14 protein-coding genes are annotated in these 18,356 nt (G+C 70.7%); 4 read left to right on the top strand and 10 right to left on the bottom strand.

From position 1 onward, the window contains the following. Positions 1-45: 45 nt before the first annotated feature. Positions 46-1,626 carry a TROVE domain-containing protein gene (locus tag ACZ4N5_RS16170; RefSeq protein ID WP_467757723.1) on the top strand — a complete coding sequence of 527 codons (1,581 nt, stop codon included), beginning with the start codon at positions 46-48 and terminating at the stop codon, positions 1,624-1,626. 214 nt (positions 1,627-1,840) lie between these two features. On the opposite strand, the gene ACZ4N5_RS16165 is transcribed toward ACZ4N5_RS16170, so the two are convergent. Then, positions 1,841-3,307 (bottom strand): MFS transporter, encoded by a 1,467-nt coding sequence (locus ACZ4N5_RS16165; RefSeq protein WP_467757722.1) that lies wholly within the window; start codon positions 3,305-3,307, stop codon positions 1,841-1,843. 136 nt (positions 3,308-3,443) lie between these two features. On the opposite strand from ACZ4N5_RS16165, the gene ACZ4N5_RS16160 reads away from it, so the two are divergent. Next, on the top strand, positions 3,444-4,010 hold the full coding sequence (locus tag ACZ4N5_RS16160) for a TetR/AcrR family transcriptional regulator (RefSeq protein WP_467757721.1): 567 nt from the start codon (positions 3,444-3,446) through the stop codon (positions 4,008-4,010). Between the two features lie 21 nt (positions 4,011-4,031). On the opposite strand, the gene ACZ4N5_RS16155 is transcribed toward ACZ4N5_RS16160, so the two are convergent. From ACZ4N5_RS16155 to ACZ4N5_RS16120, 8 genes are all read right to left on the bottom strand, one after another. Next, the gene (locus tag ACZ4N5_RS16155) at positions 4,032-6,647 is read right to left on the bottom strand and encodes an NACHT domain-containing protein (protein WP_467757720.1); all 2,616 of its coding nucleotides are present in this window, start codon (positions 6,645-6,647) and stop codon (positions 4,032-4,034) included. Between the two features lie 221 nt (positions 6,648-6,868). After that, positions 6,869-8,065 carry a TerD family protein gene (locus ACZ4N5_RS16150; RefSeq protein ID WP_467757975.1) on the bottom strand — a complete coding sequence of 399 codons (1,197 nt, stop codon included), beginning with the start codon at positions 8,063-8,065 and terminating at the stop codon, positions 6,869-6,871. Positions 8,066-8,364: 299 nt separating this feature from the next. Next, complete coding sequence (locus tag ACZ4N5_RS16145; protein WP_467757719.1) at positions 8,365-9,354, bottom strand: zinc-dependent alcohol dehydrogenase family protein; 990 nt, start codon at positions 9,352-9,354, stop codon at positions 8,365-8,367. Beyond that, positions 9,351-10,202, bottom strand: coding sequence for a carbohydrate ABC transporter permease (locus ACZ4N5_RS16140; RefSeq protein ID WP_467757718.1), 852 nt, complete (start codon positions 10,200-10,202; stop codon positions 9,351-9,353). Before ACZ4N5_RS16140 ends, ACZ4N5_RS16145 begins: the two co-directional genes overlap by 4 nt. After that, on the bottom strand, positions 10,202-11,137 hold the full coding sequence (locus tag ACZ4N5_RS16135; protein WP_467757717.1) for a carbohydrate ABC transporter permease: 936 nt from the start codon (positions 11,135-11,137) through the stop codon (positions 10,202-10,204). The genes ACZ4N5_RS16140 and ACZ4N5_RS16135 overlap by 1 nt, the downstream gene beginning before the upstream one ends. Next, the gene (locus ACZ4N5_RS16130; RefSeq protein WP_467757716.1) at positions 11,134-12,504 is read right to left on the bottom strand and encodes an ABC transporter substrate-binding protein; all 1,371 of its coding nucleotides are present in this window, start codon (positions 12,502-12,504) and stop codon (positions 11,134-11,136) included. Before ACZ4N5_RS16130 ends, ACZ4N5_RS16135 begins: the two co-directional genes overlap by 4 nt. A 131-nt stretch (positions 12,505-12,635) precedes the next feature. Next, positions 12,636-13,406, bottom strand: a complete 771-nt coding sequence (locus ACZ4N5_RS16125; protein ID WP_467757715.1) for a DeoR/GlpR family DNA-binding transcription regulator — start codon at positions 13,404-13,406, stop codon at positions 12,636-12,638. Positions 13,407-13,677: 271 nt separating this feature from the next. Next, on the bottom strand, positions 13,678-14,487 hold the full coding sequence (locus ACZ4N5_RS16120) for an NAD-dependent epimerase/dehydratase family protein (protein ID WP_467757714.1): 810 nt from the start codon (positions 14,485-14,487) through the stop codon (positions 13,678-13,680). A gap of 290 nt (positions 14,488-14,777) precedes the next feature. Between ACZ4N5_RS16120 and ACZ4N5_RS16115 the strand changes: the two genes are divergently transcribed. Further along, complete coding sequence (locus ACZ4N5_RS16115) at positions 14,778-15,719, top strand: 5-dehydro-4-deoxyglucarate dehydratase (protein WP_467757713.1); 942 nt, start codon at positions 14,778-14,780, stop codon at positions 15,717-15,719. Next, the gene (locus tag ACZ4N5_RS16110; RefSeq protein ID WP_467757712.1) at positions 15,716-16,891 is read left to right on the top strand and encodes a hypothetical protein; all 1,176 of its coding nucleotides are present in this window, start codon (positions 15,716-15,718) and stop codon (positions 16,889-16,891) included. The genes ACZ4N5_RS16115 and ACZ4N5_RS16110 overlap by 4 nt, the downstream gene beginning before the upstream one ends. A 159-nt stretch (positions 16,892-17,050) precedes the next feature. On the opposite strand, the gene ACZ4N5_RS16105 is transcribed toward ACZ4N5_RS16110, so the two are convergent. Beyond that, a complete protein-coding gene (locus tag ACZ4N5_RS16105) occupies positions 17,051-18,244 on the bottom strand; it encodes an MFS transporter (protein ID WP_467757711.1) in 1,194 nt (397 codons plus the stop codon). Between the last annotated feature and the right edge of the window lie 112 nt (positions 18,245-18,356).

Below are 18,356 nucleotides of genomic sequence, written 5' to 3'. Positions count from 1 at the left end.
GAAACACGACTTCACCGTCGTAGAACGAATTCGGGGGAATTCACCATGGCACGCTTCAACACCCGTACGGCAAAGGCCCAGCCGACCTCGCGCGTGACGTCCACCGGCCGCGTGCTGCGGACGCACCAGGGCGGCCGGGGACAGGAGAGAGACGCGCGCTCCGAGCTCTTCCTTCTGGCGATCGCCAACTTCGTGTCGCAGCAGACCTTCTACGAGACCGGCGCGGACCGCGACGACCGGTTCGCCGCGCTGGTGCGCGAGCTCGCCGTCACCGACCCGTCCTGGACCGCCGGCCTGCTCGGCTGGCTGCGTGGCGAGGGCAACCTGCGCACCGCCTCGCTCGTGGGCGCCGCCGAGTACGTGAAGGCACGCCTGGACGCGGGCGCCACCGACGGCCCCGCCAACCGGCAGGTCATCGCCTCCGTGCTGCGCCGTCCGGACGAGCCGGGCGAGCTGCTCGCCTACTGGACCTCCCAGTACGGCCGCAACGTGCCCAAGCCCGTCAAGCGGGGCGTCGCCGACGCCGTACGACGTCTCTACAGCGGCAAGTCGCTGCTGAAGTACGACACCGCGTCCAAGGGCTACCGCTTCGGCGACATCCTCAACCTCGTGCACGCGGCGCCGGACCCCGCCAAGCCGTGGCAGGGCGACCTGTTCCAGTACGCGCTGGACCGGCGCCACAACCCGGACACGGCCGTCGTCCCCAAGTCGCTGCCCATGGTCGTCGCGCACCGCGACCTCATGGCGCTGCGGCCCGCCAAGCGGCGCAAGGTCGTCACCGGCGCGCAGGGCGCGCAGCGCCTGGCGGACGCGGGCATGACCTGGGAGGCGCTGGCCGGCTGGCTGCAGGGACCGATGGACAAGGCGGCCTGGGAGGCCGTCATTCCGTCCATGGGAGCGATGGCGCTCGTCCGTAACCTGCGCAACTTCGACGAGGCGGGCGTCAGCGACGAAGTGGCGGCGCGGGTCGCCGCGAAGATCAGCGACCCGGCGGAGGTCGCGCGCTCGCGGCAGTTCCCGTTCCGCTACCTCGCGGCCTACCAGCACGCGCCGTCGCTGCGCTGGTCGTACGCGCTGGAGCAGGCACTCGGTCACTCGCTGGCCAACGTGCCCGCGCTGCCCGGCCGGACCCTGGCGCTCGTGGACCGCTCGGGCTCGATGTTCTACTCGCGGCTGTCGGAGCGCTCCGAGCTCAACCGGGCCGACGCGGCGGCGATCTTCGGCACGGCGCTCGCGCTGCGGGCGGCGGACGCGGATCTCGTCGAGTTCGGCACCACCAGCAAGCGGGTGGAGTTCGGCGCGGGCGAGTCGGTGCTCAAGGTCATCGGGCGGTTCGGCGACCTCGGCGGCACCAACACGAGCGAGGCGGTCCGCGCGCACTACAAGAAGCACGACCGGGTCCTCATCGTCACCGACGAGCAGGCCACGTACAGCCACTACGGCGACCCGACCGAGCAGGTCCCGGCGCACGTACCGGTCTACACCTGGAACCTCGCCGGCTACCGCCCGGGCCACGGCCCGTCCGGAAAGGGGAACAGGCACACCTTCGGCGGGCTCTCGGACGCGGCTTTCCGGATGGTGCCGCTTCTGGAGTCGGCGCGGGACGCGGACTGGCCGTGGGCCTGAGGGGTGAGTGCGGCCCCTGGGCGCGGGGCCGGCTGAGGTCCCTGGGCTTGAGGAATGAGTGAGGCTCTTGGGCCTGAGGGCTGACTGTCAGGTCCCTTGGGTCGGCGAGACGGGCGCGGCCCGTACTTCGGTGCGGGCCGCGCCCTTGTGCGTGCCGGGACGGTGAGCCCTGGAGTGTCGCGGGTCGCAGGCCCGCACCGGGCAACGCGCTCTTCTAAGCGCCGTGTTCACGTCCAATTCCTGTGATCACGAACGCCGACAGCAGCAGGGCGGTCAGGGCGATCAGCGAGCCGACGCCGAACGCGCGGGCCGAGCCCTCGGTGAGGATTTCCGACGGCGAGCCGTGGGCGTGCCGGGTCGCCGTGCCGAAGACCGTCACCAGAACGGAGAGTCCGAGGGTGCCGCCGAGCCACTGGAGGGTCTGGAGAAGCCCGGAGGCGGCGCCCGCCTCGCGCGGCCCGATGCCCGCGAGAATGGTGGCGTTCAGCGGCAGGAAACTCAGGCCGACGCCCAGCCCCATCACCAGCAGCGGGCCGAGCAGGCCGGACAGATAGCCGTCGGCGGGTTCCAGCAGCCACAGCCAGCCGGCCGCGACGGCGATCAGGGACATGCCGGTGAGCAGGACCGCCTTCGCGCCGAAGCGCTGGAGCAGCCGCGGGACGAAGCGCACGGTCGTGAACATCATCAGGGTCATCGGCAGGAAGGCGAAGCCGGCGCGCAACGGGCTGTAGCCCAGGGCCTGTTGACTGATCAGAGTGAGGAAGTAGAAAGCGCCGAACATGCCCGCGGGCAGCAGCAGGACACCGGCGTAGGCGCCCGCGCGGTTGCGGCTCGCAAAGAGGCGCAGCGGCATGATCGGCTGTTCCGCGCGCGCCTCCACCAGGGCGAAGCCGACGAGCAGGGCCGCCGCCGTGCTGAATCCCAGCATCGCCCGGGTGTCGCTCCAGCCCTCCTCCGAGACTCGGATGAACCCGTAGACCAGCGAAGTCATGCCCGCCGTGCCGGTGAGCGCCCCCGCCGCGTCGAACCGGCCCGCGTGGCGCGGGGTCTCGGTGACGAAGCGCGGGAGGGTGGCGGCGACCCCGATGCCGATCGGCACGTTGATCAGCAGGGACCAGCGCCAGGACGCCCACGAGGTGAGCATGCCGCCGAGGACCAGGCCGACCGACGCGCCGATACCGGCCATCGAGGAGTAGATGCCGAGGGCGTGGTGGCGGCGTGGACCCTCGGGGAAGTTCGTGGTGATGAGGGCGAGGGTGCTGGGGGCGATGAGCGCGGCGCCCACGCCCTGGAGCGCGCGGGCCGCGAGCAGCCAGGAGCTTTCGGTGGCGAGGCCGCCGAGCAGGGAGGCGGCGGCGAAGAGGAGGGCGCCTGCTGTGAGGGTGCGGCGCCGGCCCGCGATGTCGCCGACCCGGCCACCCAGGAGGAGCAGGCCGCCGAAGGCGAGCGTGTACGTGTTGAGGACCCAGGACAGTCCGGTGGGAGTGAAGTCGAGGTCCCGCTGGACGTCGGGCAGGGCGACGTTGACGACGGTGGAGTCGACTCCGACCATCAGGTAGGAGGTCACGATGACGAGGAGGGCGGTGGTTGCCCCGGCGGGGTGAAGCGGCTGCGGGGGTAAGCCGGCTGACGGTGTTTCGGGGGTGGGGTTGCCCGTGGACGGTGCGGACGGGGTGGACATGGAGTTCTCCTGGTCTGACGCCCCCGGTACGGTGCGGGTGGGCAGCGCGGACTGCCCGTCGAGATAAGCGGGGACTGTCTCCGTTTGACTCTCGCCAAGATATGGAGAGGGTCCCCGGTTCGCAAGGAGTATCTGAATGGCCCAGGTCAAGCCGATGCGGGCGGATGCGCGGCGGAACTATGAGCGGCTCCTGGAGGAGGCGGCGGTCGCGTTCGCCGAACACGGGGAAGGTGCGTCTTTGGACGACATCGCCAAGCGGGCCGGCGTGGGATCCGGGACGCTGTACCGGCACTTTCCTACGCGGCAGGCGCTCTTGGAGGCCGTTTATGTGGACGCCATCGAGGCGATCGCCGTGCGCGCGGACGAGATCGCGGCGGAGCTGCCGCCGGGTGAGGCCCTCGTGGAATGGCTGAACGAGCTCGGCGAGGGGATGATCCAGGTCCGCGGCCTGAAGGCGCTGCTCGGGTCGGCTGTCGCGGACGGGAGCTCCGAGGTGCTGGCGCGCTGCGGGGCCTCCGTGAAGGGGGCGGCGGGGCGGCTGGTCGAGGCGGCTCAGCGCGAGGGGACGCTGCGGGCCGACGTGGAGCCGATCGAGGTGTTGCGGCTGGTGCACGGGGTGGTCAGCGCGTCGGAACTCGGGAACGGGGACGGGGCGCATATCCGCCGGTATCTGTCGCTGTTGACAGAAGGGTTGCGTCCCTAGGCGGGAACGCGACGACGGGCTCTACGGTGACAGGTCGCCCAAGAGGTCCGTGGCGCTGTCCGTGGCTGCTTCCGGCGGGACCGAGGGCGGGCCGATGGGCTCCCGGAGGACCCGTACGGAAGGAGGAAGCGTCTCCACGCGGGCCTCCGGCATCTCGAAGAAGACGGTACGGAGATAGGGGAAGGCGCTCAGCCACTCCCAGGTGCAGTCGAGGTCGACCTCCACCCAGAGGTCGTAGAGGCTGTCCCGGTCACACGCGCTCCGGAACTCCTCCGGGGTGAACGGGCCCGAGATCTTGATGCGGGACCGGCCGCCGAAGCCGCGCAGCACCCGCAGTTCCGCGGGGCTGGAGACCGGGAAGTAGAAATAGTCGTCGGCCAGGTGCGCGACGACCTCCTCGGCGTAGCGGTCGCAGTCGAACCGGCTCCACACCCGGGCCAGTTCACCCCGCACCCGGATGTCGGCCAGCTCCCGGTACGCGGCCAGTACCGGAATCGCCGCGTCGGTCGCGATGCGTGTCGCGGTCACCACGGTGAAATAGGCCTCGTCTGTCGAGAGACCCTCCGGTCCCGGAAGCAGATCCAGGACGACCGGTCCGACATCGGCCAGCGCCCGGGCCTGCTGCGCCGACTGGGGCGGAATCAGGGCCGCGGCCCGCCGCTCGACCTCGGTTCTGACCTCGGGGTCCAGCTCCGTCGCGTGCTCCAGGCAGGCGGCCGCCAGGAGATGGAGCCGACGGCCCTCCTTCTCCGAGCAGTCGCCGCGCTCGATGAGCCCGGTGAGCAGCCTCGTACGTTCCGTCGTCCGGGCATGGGCGACGGACATCCGGATGACGTCCTCCCACTGGTCGAGATGAGCGTGCGCGATGAGGAAGTCGAAGTCGAGACCCTCCACCGCCGCCTTGGCACCCAGGTAGTCCTGGAAGGTGCGGTGGATGAAATCCATCGAGCCCTGGGTCGGTTCGCGCAACAGGCCGCTGCGGACCAGTAGATGGCGGTAGATCTCCTCGGCGGTTCCCTGCTCGGCGATGCGCGGCATCGCCGGAAGAGCATGGGCCAGGAGGTCGACCGCGTCGGCCCGGTCCATCTCCGAACGGCCATTTCGGATCATCCAGTACGCGAGCTTCTGGAGCAGCTGGACGTGATGGTCCTCGCCGATGCGGATCGTGCCCGGCTTGTAGATGCCCCGCTCGCGGTCGCGCCGGGCCAGCAGCATGGAGAGGGCGGCGTCGTAGATCTCCTTGCGGCCGTCGGGGAGATAGCTGCGGCGGTCCTGGTGGAGTGCGCAGATCAGCGCGCACATCAGGGGGTTGGTGGCCAGCCGCCCCAGATCCTGCTTGGCGCGGATCGCCCGCAGCAGATCCTGCGCGTACTGGTCGCCCATACCGGCGGCCTTGTGCCACCGCCGGACGAACTCGGCCACGTTGTCCCGGCTCATCGGGGCCAGGTCGAGCTCCGCGAAGTCGTCACCGACCAGCCAGTCCTCCCGTACGGCGGACGGCCGTGAGGTGACCAGCCACCGGTTGCGCGGATAGGAGTCGACCAATTCCTGCAGCCAGCGCCGCGCCTGCTCGCGCTCGTTCTCCGGGATCTCGTCGATGCCGTCGACCAGCATGAGCCCGCGCCCCGACCGCAACACCCGGTCGAACCAGCCCGTCGGCTGAAGGGCGGCGATCGGACAGCCCACCTCGGACAGGAACTCGTCGGGCGTGGGGAGCTTGGCACCGCCCCGCGTCAGCGTGCGCAGCGGAAGGACGAACGGAACAAGGCCGTACAGGTACAGCAGCCGCTCGTCGAGCGCCTTCTGCGCGGTGGACACCGCCAGCCACTGCACCAGCGTCGTCTTCCCGGAACCGGCCACCCCGCGCAGCAGCACGCGATTACGCCCCGCCAGCACCTGGTCGGCGGGGAGCAGCATCGGGTTCGTGGTGTCGCCCACCGCGTCCAGGCTCAGATACGCGGTGTCGAGGGGCCAGGTGCCCGGAGACTCGGACAGATCGAGTCCGAAGATCGTCAGCTTGCCGTGCTTGGAGGCGATGTAGCGGGCGTAGCGCTCCTCGAACGGGGCGTCGGCGGGCGACGGCGTTCGCGCGATCAGCCCGTCGATCTTCTTCGACAGTTCCTCGATCCGGTGACTCTGCTCCACCAGCGTGCGGGCGACGAAGGCCGACCGCTGGGTGAAGAAGTGCACGATGTGCAGACAGGCGGTGTCGAGCACGCTCACATAGAGATAGACCGCGTCGCCGGACAGTCCGAGGGTGGCGGACGGGCTCTGCGCCCGCAGATGTTGCGCCAGGGCCATGTGGCCGAGTTGGACGGCCTGTACGTCGTCCATGTCGATGCTGTCCATGGCGCGCAGGGTGTCGGCGACCGAGTGGGCCACGGCGGCCAGTTCGTACGGCGGGAGGCGTTCCTCCACGCCTGTCGACTGAGCGGCGCGGCTGACCAGCTCCTTGGCTATCTTGTGCAGGTCGAGGTCGGACAGAACGCGTTTCTCACCCGTGAAGGAAACCAGGCCGGAGATGCGTACGGGCTTGTCGACCAGCCCCGCTCCGGGGCCATCGGCCACGAACAGCTTCTTGATCAGCGGCGCGACCACGCTCGACGCGAGCCGAGCGCCAATGGCAGCGGGATCCATCTACCCCCCGTCGGATGTGTGCGGACGGCGGCCATTTCGGTGTGGCCCGCCGTCGGGTGCCCGGAGTGAGCAGACTAAGACAAAGGCGGGTAGCGCGGAGGAGGAACGGCGCGGGATGTCACCGGACATGAAGCACGGCGATGGTGACCTCAAGTCCCCATCGCCGTATGCCTCTTACGCGCCCTTGCGCGCTTCCGTGCGCCGGTCGTCGGCGAGCAGCGCTAGAGGGACTGGGCTGCCGGTTTCACCATGCCGCGGACCGTGCGGGACTTGACGAAGTCGCCCATCGCCGTCATCTCCCATTCGCCGGAGAACTGCTTGATCAGCTTGGCCATCATGACGCCCGTCTGTGCCTCGGCGTTGGTGAGGTCGAAGCGGACGAGTTCCTCGCCGGTGGCGGCGTCCAGGAGGCGGCAGTAGGCCTTGGCCACCTCGGTGAACTTCTGGCCGGAGAAGGAGTTGACCGTGAAGACGAGGCCGGTGACCTCCTGGGGGAGGCGGCCGAGGTCGACGGTGATCACCTCGTCGTCTCCGCCGCCCTCACCCGTGAGGTTGTCGCCGGAGTGCTTGATCGCGCCGTTCACGATGGAGAGCTTGCCGAAGTAGCAGCTGTCGATGTGGTTGCGCTGCGGGCCGTACGCGATGACCGACGCGTCCAGGTCGATGTCCTTGCCGAGGAACGCGGGCTCCCAGCCGAGGCCCATCTGGACCTTGGCGAGGAACGGGCTGCCGCCCTTGACCAGGGAGACCGTCTGGTTCTTCTGGAGGCTGACCCGGCCCTTGTCGAGGTTGATCTTGCCGGTGGCGGCGGGGGGTGCCGGGGGAGCGGCCGGGGCCGGCGGGGCGGTGAGGCGGGGGTCCACGGGCGGGGCCGGGGGTGTCACCGGGGGCTGCGGGACGGGCGCGGGCTGGGCGGCCGGGGCGGGTTCCTCGACGCTCACGCCGAAGTCGGTGGCGATGCCCGCCAGGCCGTTCGCGTAGCCCTGGCCGACCGCACGGGCCTTCCAGGCGCCGTTGCGGAGGTAGACCTCGACGATCACCAGGGCCGTCTCCGTGCCCAGCCTGGGCGGGGTAAAGGTGGCCAGGACCGTGTTGTCGTCCGCGTTGCGGATCGTCGCGGTGGGTTCGATGCCCTGGAACGACTGTCCCGCCGCGTCGGGGCTCGCCGTGACGACGATCTTCTCGATGCCCGGGGGGACCGCGGCCGTGTCGACCGTGATCGCGTCGGGCGCCGTGCCGCCGCCCGAGCGGTAGGTCACGCCCGGGCCGGTGGGCTGGTTGTAGAAGATGAAGTCGGCGTCGGAGCGCACCTTGCCGTCGGCGGTGAGCAGCAGGCTCGACACGTCGAGCCGCACCGGGGCGGTGACGTCCACCGTCACGCGGGAGACGGGGAGAGGGATGTTCGAGCCGGGGGTCATAGCTGTCATGACTGGGGTAACGAGCGGAGACGCTTTACCGTTCCCTTACCCAAGAGTGAGTTGCGGGGGCATATCCTGCTTCGCCCCCGCCGCCCGGACAGGCCCTACGGCCTGTCCGACCGTTCCCGCCGGGCCCGCGACGCCTGGCGCCGCACTCCCCCAAGCTCTTCGAGCAGGGGGACCCCCACGCCGAGGTGTCGGGCACGCCCGAGTACGCCCGGTACGAGGGCGAGACTCCGCCTTGCGATGCACGGCACCGGACGCCGCGGCCTGATCCGACGCGAATGGTCGGACCGGCCTTAGGGCACGACGACGATCTTGCGTCCCACGCCCGACGCGAACTGTTCCAGTGCCTCGGGATAGCTCGTCAGGGGGAGGCGGTCGCTGATGAAGACCGACGGGTCGAGGACGCCGGCGGCGAAGAGTTCCGCCGCGCGTTCGAAGCTGTGGAGGACGGCCATGGAGCCGGTGACGGTGATCTCCTGGTTGTAGATGCGGTACGGGTCGATGGTCACGCGGGTCGCGTAGTCGGCCACGCCGAACTGGAGGAAGATGCCCGCCTTCGCCACCCGGTCCAGGCCGTCCTGGATCGCCGCAGCGTTGCCCGTCGCGTCGACGACCACGTCCCAGCCCCGCGGGCGGTCCAGTTCGTCGGGGTTCGCCGCCGCCCCGGAGACGCCCAGCAGCCGGGCGGTGGCCAGCCGCTCGGGGTTCACGTCGACGACGTCCACGCTCGCCGCGCCGGTGCGCTTGGCGAGCTCCAGCATCATCAGGCCCATCGTTCCGGAGCCGTAGATCAGGACGTGGGCGCCGAGCCGGGACCGCAGGACGTCGTAGCCGCGGACGGCGCAGGAGAGCGGTTCGACCAGGGCCGCGTCCTGGGTGCTGACGTGTTCGGGGAGCTTCACGCAGTTGGCGACGGGGGCGGTCGCGTACTGGGCGGCGCCGCCCGCGGTGGTCACGCCGATCGCGGCCCACCGTTCGCAGAGGTTGTTGTGGCCCGTACGGCAGTACCGGCACTCGTAGCAGTACAGGGACGGGTCGACGGCCACCCGGTCGCCGACCGCGAGCTCCGTGACCCGGCTTCCCACGCCGACCACCTCGCCGGCGAACTCGTGGCCCGGCACGATCGGCAGCTTGGGCGCGAACTCGCCCTGGAGGATGTGCAGATCGGTGCCGCACAGGCCGCAGGCGGCGACCTCGACCACGACCTCACGGGGGCCCGGCGTCGGGTCCGGGACCTCGGCCACGACGGCACGGCCCACGGACTCGATGACTGCGGCCTTCATTTCACGGCTCCCAACGACAGGCCCTGGACCAGTTTGTCCTGGGCGGCGAACCCCGCGGCGAGCACCGGCAGGGACACGACGAGCGACGCGGCGCACACCTTCGCCAGGAACAGGCCCTGGCTGGTGATGAATCCGGTCAGGAAGACGGGGGCGGTCTCCGCGACCACGCCCGTGAGCACCCGGGCGAAGAGCAGTTCGTTCCAGCTGAAGATGAAGCAGATCAGGGCCGTTGCCGCGATGCCGGGGAGGGCGATGGGGGCTACGACGCGCGTGAGGACGGTGGGCAGGCGGGCGCCGTCGATCTGCGCGGCCTCGATCACCGCGATGGGGACCTCGGCGAGGAACGACTGCATCATCCAGACCGCGATCGGCAGGTTCATGGAGGTGTAGAGGATGACCAGCAGCCAGATGTTGTCGAGCATGCCGGTGTTCTTGGCGAAGAGGTAGATCGGCAGGAGGCCCGCCACCACCGGCAGCATCTTGGTCGACAGGAAGAAGAACAGGACGTCCGTCCACTTCTTCACCGGGCGGACGGAGAGCGCGTACGCCGCCGGGAGGGCAAGCAGCAGGACGCAGAGGGTGGACACCACCGACGCCACGGTGGAGTTGATGAGCGCGGGCCAGGGGCTCGCGCCGCCGCCCGTGCCGAAGAACTCCCGGTAGCCGTCGAGGGTCAGGGCCGCGCCGAAGGACGGCGGGTTCTTCGCCGCGTCCGGTTCGGAGTGGAAGGACGTCAGTGCCATCCAGGCGATGGGCAGGAAGAACACGACGCCCAGTGCCCAGGCCGCCGGGCCGAGGCCGGTTCCCCTGGCGCGGCGGGGGCGGACGGGTGTCGCGGTGGCGCTCATCAGCGGGATCCCTCCTCGCGGAACAGGGACGACACCACGCGCAGTGCGAAGGTCGCGATGACGATCGAGCCGATGACCACCAGGACGCCGGCGGCGGAGGCGAGGCCGTTCTCGTGGGCCTGGTAGAAGCTCTGGTAGACGGTGTAGGGCAGGTTCGCGGTGCCGAGGCCCCCGGAGGTGAGGGTGAAGACCGCGTCGAAGTTCTGGACGATGTAGATCGAGCCCAGCAGGGCGCCCAGTTCGAGGTAGCGGCGCAGGTGGGGGAGGGTGAGGTGACGGAAGACCTGCCAGTCGTTCGCGCCGTCCACCCGCGCCGCCTCGATCTGCTGGTGGTCGCGACTCTGCAGCCCGGCGAGCAGGATCAGCATCATGAACGGCGTCCACTGCCAGACCAGGGATGCCTCGACCGCGAGCAGCGGGGTGTTGGAGATCCAGTCGGGCTGAGGGCCGCCCACATAGTGCAACAACCCATTGAGTAGGCCGTATTCAGGGTTGTAGAGCACATGCTTCCAGAGAAGGGCCGCGGCGACCGGGACCACCAGGAACGGTGCGATGAGCAGGGTGCGGACGATGCCGCGCCCGCGGAACCTCCGGTCCAGGAGCAGGGCCAGGGCCAGGCCGAGGACCAGGCTGACGAGGACGACGGTGGCGGTCAGCAGGATCGTCGTCCAGACGGAGTGGCGCAGATCGGCGTCGGTCAGGACGTCCGAGTAGTTGCCGAAGCCGGTGAAGCGGCGGGCCTTCGGGTAGAGGGCGTTCCAGTCGAAGAACGAGATCACCAGCGTGGCCACGAAGGGCAGTTGGGTCACCGCGATCATGAAGATCAGGGCCGGGAGCAGCGGGCCGCGGGTGGCCCAGGCACGCAGCCGGGCGGACGGCTGCCGAAGGGTGCGTACGGGAGGAGCGGCCACGCGGGCCGTCGTCGTGGCGGTCATCGTCCCTCGTACTCCTTGGAGATCTTCTCGGCGAGTTTCTGGGACTTGTTCAGCGCCGAGTCGACGGACTGGCGTCCGGCGATGGCGGCGCTGATCTCCTGCGAGACCTTGGTGCCGAGGTCGGTGAACTCGGGGATGCCGACGAACTGGATGCCGGGCGCGGGGCGGGGCTGCACACCGGGGTCTCGCGGCCGGGCGCCCTCGATGGCCTCGCGGGTCATGTCCTGGAAGGCCGCGGCCTCCTTGCGGTAGGCGGCGTTCGCGTACGTCGAGGCGCGTTTGCCCGCCGGCACGTCGGACCAGCCGGCGGTGTCCCCGACGAGTTGCTCGTACTGCTTGCTGGAGGCCCAGGAGATGAACTTCCAGGCCTTGTCCGAGTTGTGCGAGGCCTTCTGGAGGCCCCAGGCCCAGGTGTAGAGCCAGCCGGAGGACTCGGTCTTCTCGACCGGCGCCGGGACGTAGCCGAGCTTGCCCCTGACCGGGGAGTCCTTGGCCTCCAGCAGGCCGGCGGCGGAGGTGGCGTCGTACCACATGGCCGTCTTGCCCTGCGTCATGTTGTTGAGGCATTCGGCGAAGCCGGACTGGGCCGCGCCGGACTCGCCGTGCCGGCGTACCAGGTCCACGTAGAAGTTGGTGGCCTTCTTGAACTCGGGGGAGTCCAGGTGCGCCTTCCAGTCCTTGTCGAACCAGGTGCCGCCGAAGGTGTTCACCACGGTGGTGAGCGGTGCCATGAGTTCGCCCCAGCCGGGCAGGCCGCGCAGGCAGATGCCCTTCATGCCGGGTTCGGCGCCGTCGGCCGCGGCGGCCAGCCTGCCCACCTGCTCCCAGGTGGGATGCGCGGGCATCGTCAGGCCCTTCGCGGCGAACACGTCCTTGCGGTACATCAGGAAGGACGACTCGCCGTAGAACGGCTGTCCGTAGAGCTTTCCGTCGGCGGCGGTCAGCGACTGCCGCATGGGCTTCAGGATGTCCCGCTCGTCGTACGCGCTGTCGTGGCGGACGTAGGAGTCCATCTCGTGCAGCCAGCCGTTGCGGGCGTAGATCGGTATCTCGTAGTTGGACAGCGTGGCGACGTCGTACTGGCCCGCCTGGTTGGCGAAGTCCTGGCTGATCTTGTCGCGGACGTCGTTCTCCGGCAGGACGGTGAAGTTCACCTTGATGCCGGTCTCTTGGGTGAAGTGGGTCTTGGTGAGCTTCTGCAGCTCGACCATCTGCGGGTTGTTGACCATCAGGACGTTGATGGAGTTCCCGCCGGAGCCCGACCCGCCCGCTCCGGTCCAGCAGCCGGAGAGGAGCGGGGAGAGCAGCGTCCCTGCGGCGGCCGCGGCGAGCAGTGCGCGCGGCCTCCGTCGGCTCGGGGTTCGCATGGATCACTCCTGGAGGAATGGGGAGATAAGGGGTGGAGCGAGGCGTAAGGGCGCCCCGGAGTGGGTGAGGTGGGCCGTCATGTGCGGTGGGGAGGGAGGTGGTGGGTCGGGTTGCCAGGGTTGTCGGGGTGTCAGACGCGGATGACCTGCGGGCCCTGCAGCGAGTAGCGGTGCGCCTCGGAGGCCGGGAGCAGCGTGCTCGTGACGATCGCCTCCAGGGCGCCGATGCCGGCGAACCGGCAGAAGCTGACGGCGCCGAACTTGGTGTGCACACCGGCGAAGACCGTGCGCCGGGAGGCCCTGATCGCCTGTGCCTTGACCTCGCTGACCGCCGGGTCCGGGGTGGTGAGGCCGTGTTCGCGGGAGATGCCGTTGGCGCCGATGAACGCGAGGTCGATGACGAAGCCGGCGAGCATCTTCGTCGTCCAGTGGTCGACGGTCGCGAGCGTCCCGGGGCGGACTCGGCCGCCGAGCAGCAGGACGCTCGTGTTGTCGGCCCCGGCGAGTGCTCCGGCCGCGGCGAGGGAGGCGGTGACCACGGTCAACGGCCGGTCCCTGGGCAGTGCTTCGGCGATGAGCTGCGGGGTGAACCCCTCGTCGACGAAGACGGTCTCGGCGTCCCCGAGCAACTCGGCCGCGGCGGCGGCGATCCGGCGCTTCTCGGGCACATGGCTCGTGGTGCGGAAGGCGAGCGTCGTCTCGAAACCGGCGCTCTCCACGGGGTAGGCGCCGCCGTGGGTGCGGCGCACCAGGCCGTGGTCCTCCAGGGTGCGCAGATCGCGCCGTACGGTCTCCTTGGCGACACCCAGTTCGCCGGCTAGTTCGGTCACGTCGACCGAGCCCGTGCGGCGCGCGGTCCGGACGATCTCGCGCTGCCGTTCTTCCGCCGTCATCGCCGTCATGGCCGTCACCCGCTTCCTCGCGCTCCGTCGCGCACTGCCCGTTCGGGCCCGGTGGAGCCCTTGAGGGAAGTTCTACAGCGGGTGTCGGCCACTGACCAGGCCTGTTGCGGGCCCGATGCTGCCCGGCTGTGCCCGTTCGGTGCCGTGGCCGCCCGCGGCGGACCTGGGGCGGAGCGGGCGAGGAGGTGGGATCGGGCAGGGTCCGTGCCCGAACAGGGGAGCGGGCGGGCCCGTTCGGTGCCCGCCCGCCGTTTCTCTTCCGTGCGCCGCGTCAGTACGGCCAGATCGGCGGGTGCGTCGTGAAGTGGCCGCCCAGGTGGGCGTGGTCCGGGTTTCCGGGGTCGAGGTCGCCCTGTTCGGCGATGAGCTTCTCGGCGTACGGCTCGGAGTCGTCACGCGGTTCGTAGCCGAGGGCCCGCGCGGTCGAAAGGTCCCACCACAGGCGGGTGTTGGCGGACGAGCCGTAGACGACCGTGTGCCCCACGTCCTCGGCGGTCAGGGCCGCGTGGAAGAGGCGGGCGCCGTCCTCGGGGCTCATCCACACCGAGAGCATGCGCACGCTGGTGGGCTCGGCGAAGCAGGACCCGATGCGCACCGAGACGGTCTCGAGGCCGTGCTTGTCCCAGTAGAACTGCGCCAGGTCCTCGCCGAACGACTTGGAGAGACCGTAGAAGGTGTCCGGGCGGCGCGGGGTGTCGATCGGGATCAGGGGGTCGTCGCCCCGCGGGCGCGGGGTGAAGCCCACCGTGTGGTTGGAGGAGGCGAAGACGACACGGCGTACGCCCTCCTCGCGCGCCGCCTCGTACAGGTTGTACGTCCCCTCGATGTTCGCCTTGAGGATCTTGTCGAAGGAGGCTTCCAGGGAGATGCCCGCGAGGTGGATGATCGCGTCGACGCCCCGGACGGCCTCGCGCAGCGCCGCCCGGTCGGCGAGGTCCGCGGTGATCGCGTCCGGCTCGCCCTCGATCGGGAGCACGTCGAGCAGGCGCAGCTCGTAGCCGTACTCCGGCAGCAGCCCGCGCAGCAGGGTGCCGAGTCCGCCGGCGGCGCCGGTGAGCAGAACGGTGCGGGGAGCGGGCATGCGGTGGATCTCCTCGGTGCGGGCCGGTGTGTCAGGGCGGAGGCTCCGCCGGACGGTCGGCGGGGGCTCTGCCAAGCGGCCGTATTCGTGTATGACATTCACATCCATGGACACGCTATGGAGCGCTGACGTGCTGCGTCAAGTGTCGCGCGGAGGGGGGAAATCCGCCTCCGTGTTGCGGGTTTGCGTGCTTGACCGGCCCCGAGGTGGCGGCTTAGCGTGGGCGCGTTCAGAGATATGGACATGGATCAGAAACGTGCACTCGGTGGGCACCTTTTAAGGGAGAGTCCGTGACGTCAGCCCCTCTTGCCGCTCGGCTGAGCATCCCCAGCGGGCCGCTGTTCTTCCCTGTCACCGCGTACGGACCCGATGGCTCCGTCGATCTCGACGTCTACCGGGAGCATGTGCGGCGCGGCGTCGAGGCCGGAGCCGCGGCGGTCTTCGCGTGCTGCGGCACCGGCGAGTTCCACGCGCTCGTGCCCGAGGAGTTCGAGGCCTGCGTACGGGCGGCCGTGGAGGCCACCGCCGGACGCGTGCCGGTGGTCGCGGGCGCCGGATACGGGACCGCCCTCGCCGTGCGCTACGCACGCCTCGCGGAGGCCGCCGGCGCCGACGGGCTGCTCGCCATGCCGCCGTATCTCGTGACGGCCGGGCAGGAGGGGCTGCTGCGGCACTACCGGGAGATCGCCGCTGCCACCTCCCTGGACGTGATCGTCTACCAGCGCGACAACGCCGTCTTCACCCCCGGGAGCGTGGTCGAACTCGCCCGCACCGAGGGGATCATCGGCTTCAAGGACGGGCTCGGCGACCTGGACCTGATGCAGCGGATCGTCAGCGCCGTACGCAGCGAGGCACCCGGCGACTTCCTCTACTTCAACGGACTGCCGACCGCCGAACTGACCGGACTCGCCTACCGGGGACTGGGGATCACGCTCTACTCCTCGGCGGTCTTCTGCTTCGCCCCCGAGATCGCGCTGGCCTTCCACCGGGCCCTGAACACCGGGGACGACACGACGGTGAACCGGCTGCTGGACGGCTTCTACCGGCCCTTCGTCGACCTGCGCGAGCAGGGACGCGGTTACGCGGTCGCCCTCGTCAAGGCGGGCGTCCGGCTGCGCGGACTGGACGTCGGTGAGGTGCGCCCTCCGCTGAACGAGCCGGCCGAGGACCATGTCAAACAGCTCGCGCAGCTGATCGACCGCGGGTACGCGCTCCTTGAGGAGGACATGTGACGACGTCCGCGTTCCTTTACCCCTGGGACGTCAACGGGGACCCGGAGGCCGCGGCCAGGACCGCCGGTCTCGGCGTCCGCCAGGTGACGCTCGCGTCCGCCTACCACTCCACGCGCGCGTCGACGCCCCGCCACCCCCGCCACCGGATCGTCACGGCCTCGCACGCCGCCGTGCTCTATCCGGTGGACGAGGCGCGATGGCGGGGGCGCGCCCTTCGCCCGTACCCGGCGGGCGACTGGGCGCCCGGTGACGCGTACGGCGAGGCCGCCGCCGCGCTCGCCGGGGCCGGGCTCGAGGTCCACACCTGGGTCGTGCTCGCGCACAACTCCCGCATGGGGGAAGAACATCCGACGACCTCCGTCGTCAACGCCTACGGGGACCGGTACCCCTGGGCGCCCTGTGTCGCCCAGCCGGGTACCCGCGCCTACCTGGCTGATCTCGCGGTGGAGGCCGCGGTCCGGCCCGGCGCGGCCGGTACGGAACTGGAGTCGCTCGGCTGGTACGGGCTCGCCCATCTGCACGCCCACGACAAGATCGGCGGGGTGGCGCTCGGGGACGCCGGGCAGTACCTGATGTCGCTCTGCTTCTGCGCCGCGTGCGCGGACGGATACGACGGACAGGGCCTCGACGCCGAGGAGTTGGCGTCCTTCGTGCGCGGTGCGCTGGAGCCGGTGTGGAGGGGGGCGCCGTCCGACGGGGGCTGGCCCGGGGTGGAGAAGCTGCTCGGGGCGGAGACCGCGGCGGCCACCCGGCGATGGCGCGACGGGGTGGCCTGCTCGCTCCAGGAGGAGACCGTCTCGGCCGTGCGCTCCGCCGCGCCGGCGGGGTTCCGGGTACTGCTGCACGCCGACCCCGTCTCCTTCCACTGCGGCGCCAACGCCGGGGTCGACCCCCGGCACATCCTGTCCGTCGCGGACGGCGTGGTCGTGCCGTGCACCGGAGGCGCGGACCTGCTGACGCCGTTCGCGGAGGCGGTGCGGGCGGGCGCGAGAGGGCGGGTCCTGGCCGCCAACTTCACCGTGGTGTCCGGGATGGGAGGCCGGCCGGACACCCTGGCGGCGGACGCGGCCCGCGCGGTCGAGCTGGGCGCGACGGAACTCCGGCTGTATCACGCGGGGTTGGCCTCGGACGCCGATCTGGAGGCTGTACGGGGGGTGTTGGCGGGGCTGTAGTCCAGGCCCGCCGACGTGAAATGCCCAGTCCCGCCGGCGTGAAAGCCCAGTCCCGGGACGCGAGGAGTCCAGCCCCTCCGGCGTTCGGGGAGCGGGGTCCGGGGCGGAGCCCCGGGTACGGGACGGGTACGCGCGGAGGGGGCGAGAACCGGTGAGCCCTCAGTCCGCCACCGGCGCGGGGGCGCTCCGGAACAGCGGGCTCAGGGTCACCAGCCGGATCAGGCCCAGCGCGGGCAACAGGACCCGGTAGTCGACCAGTTCGACGAGCCCCGCCCCGAGGGCCAGCCCGACGGCGTTCGGGGCGTACAGCAGCGTGTTCACGGTGGCGGAGGCGCGGCCCAGCAGGTCGGCCGGGGTCTCGCGCTGGACCGCGGTGTACGTGGCGATGAGCACACAGGGCAGCCCGGCCCCCACGGCCGCACTGGAGACCAGGGCCACGGGAGCGAGGGGAACCGCCCGGAGGGCGACCGCGACGGCGGTCAGCGCGATCCCGCAGGCGGCGAAGCGCTGTTCGCCGAGCCACCGCAGCAGCGTCCCGGCCACCAGCCCGACGGCGACCGAACCGGCGCCCTGGGCGACGTACAGGACGCCCACGTACGTGGGGGACCGGCCCAGCCCCTCGGCCACGGCGTAGACCGTCGCGCCGTTGATCCCCCCGAAGAGCATGGTCGTACCGCCGGCGAGGACCAGGACCCGGAGCCGGGGGTTCCGCCGGAGGTGGCGTACGCCTTCCGCGGTGCGGGTGCGCAGGCTCCCGGCGGATGTCCGGACCGGCGGGGTCTCGCGGACTCTCAGCAGCGTGTACACCCCCGCCGCCAGCGTGAAGGTCACCGCGTCCAGGAGTGCCACCCGCGCGCCGCCGTACGCCGCGTAGAGCCCCGCCCCGGCGAGCGGCGCCAGCAGCTTCATGCCCTCGTTGGCCGTCATGCGCAGACCGTTGAGGTCACCGAGGAGGTCCTTGCCGATCGCGGTGGCCAGCAGGGCCGACTCGGCGGCGTCCTGGACGACGCCCACTGCGCCGTAGACCAGGAGCACCGCGAACAGGATCCACAGGCGGCCCTGCCCGTCCACGGTGAACAGGACGGGCAGGAGCGCGGCCAGGACCAGATTCGTCCCGATGAGCAGGGGGCGGCGGGTCCGGTCTGCGAGGGTGCCCAGGGCGGGGCCGATCAGAGTGGGGGCCCAGAGGGCGAAGACGCAGAGCGCCGCCAGACCGTCCGAACCCGTCAGATCCTTGACCCAGATGCCCGACGCCAGCCACATCGCCGACGACCCGAAGCCGGAGACGACCACTCCGGTCAGATACAGACCGGCGTCGCGATCGCCCAGAACCCTCGCCACCGTCCATGTCATGGCAGGTGATCGTGGTTCTAACTGATCGTTTCAGAATGCCGTCCTGCGGAGACGCTGGCGGCCCATGGAACAATCCCTTCAGTCACGGGCTCTGGGGGGGGATGACTCTGTA

This window comes from Streptomyces sp. NPDC026500 (assembly GCF_055567635.1).
The sequence above is the reverse complement of the archived record's forward strand: the minus strand, read 5'-3'. Positions and strand labels throughout refer to the sequence as shown.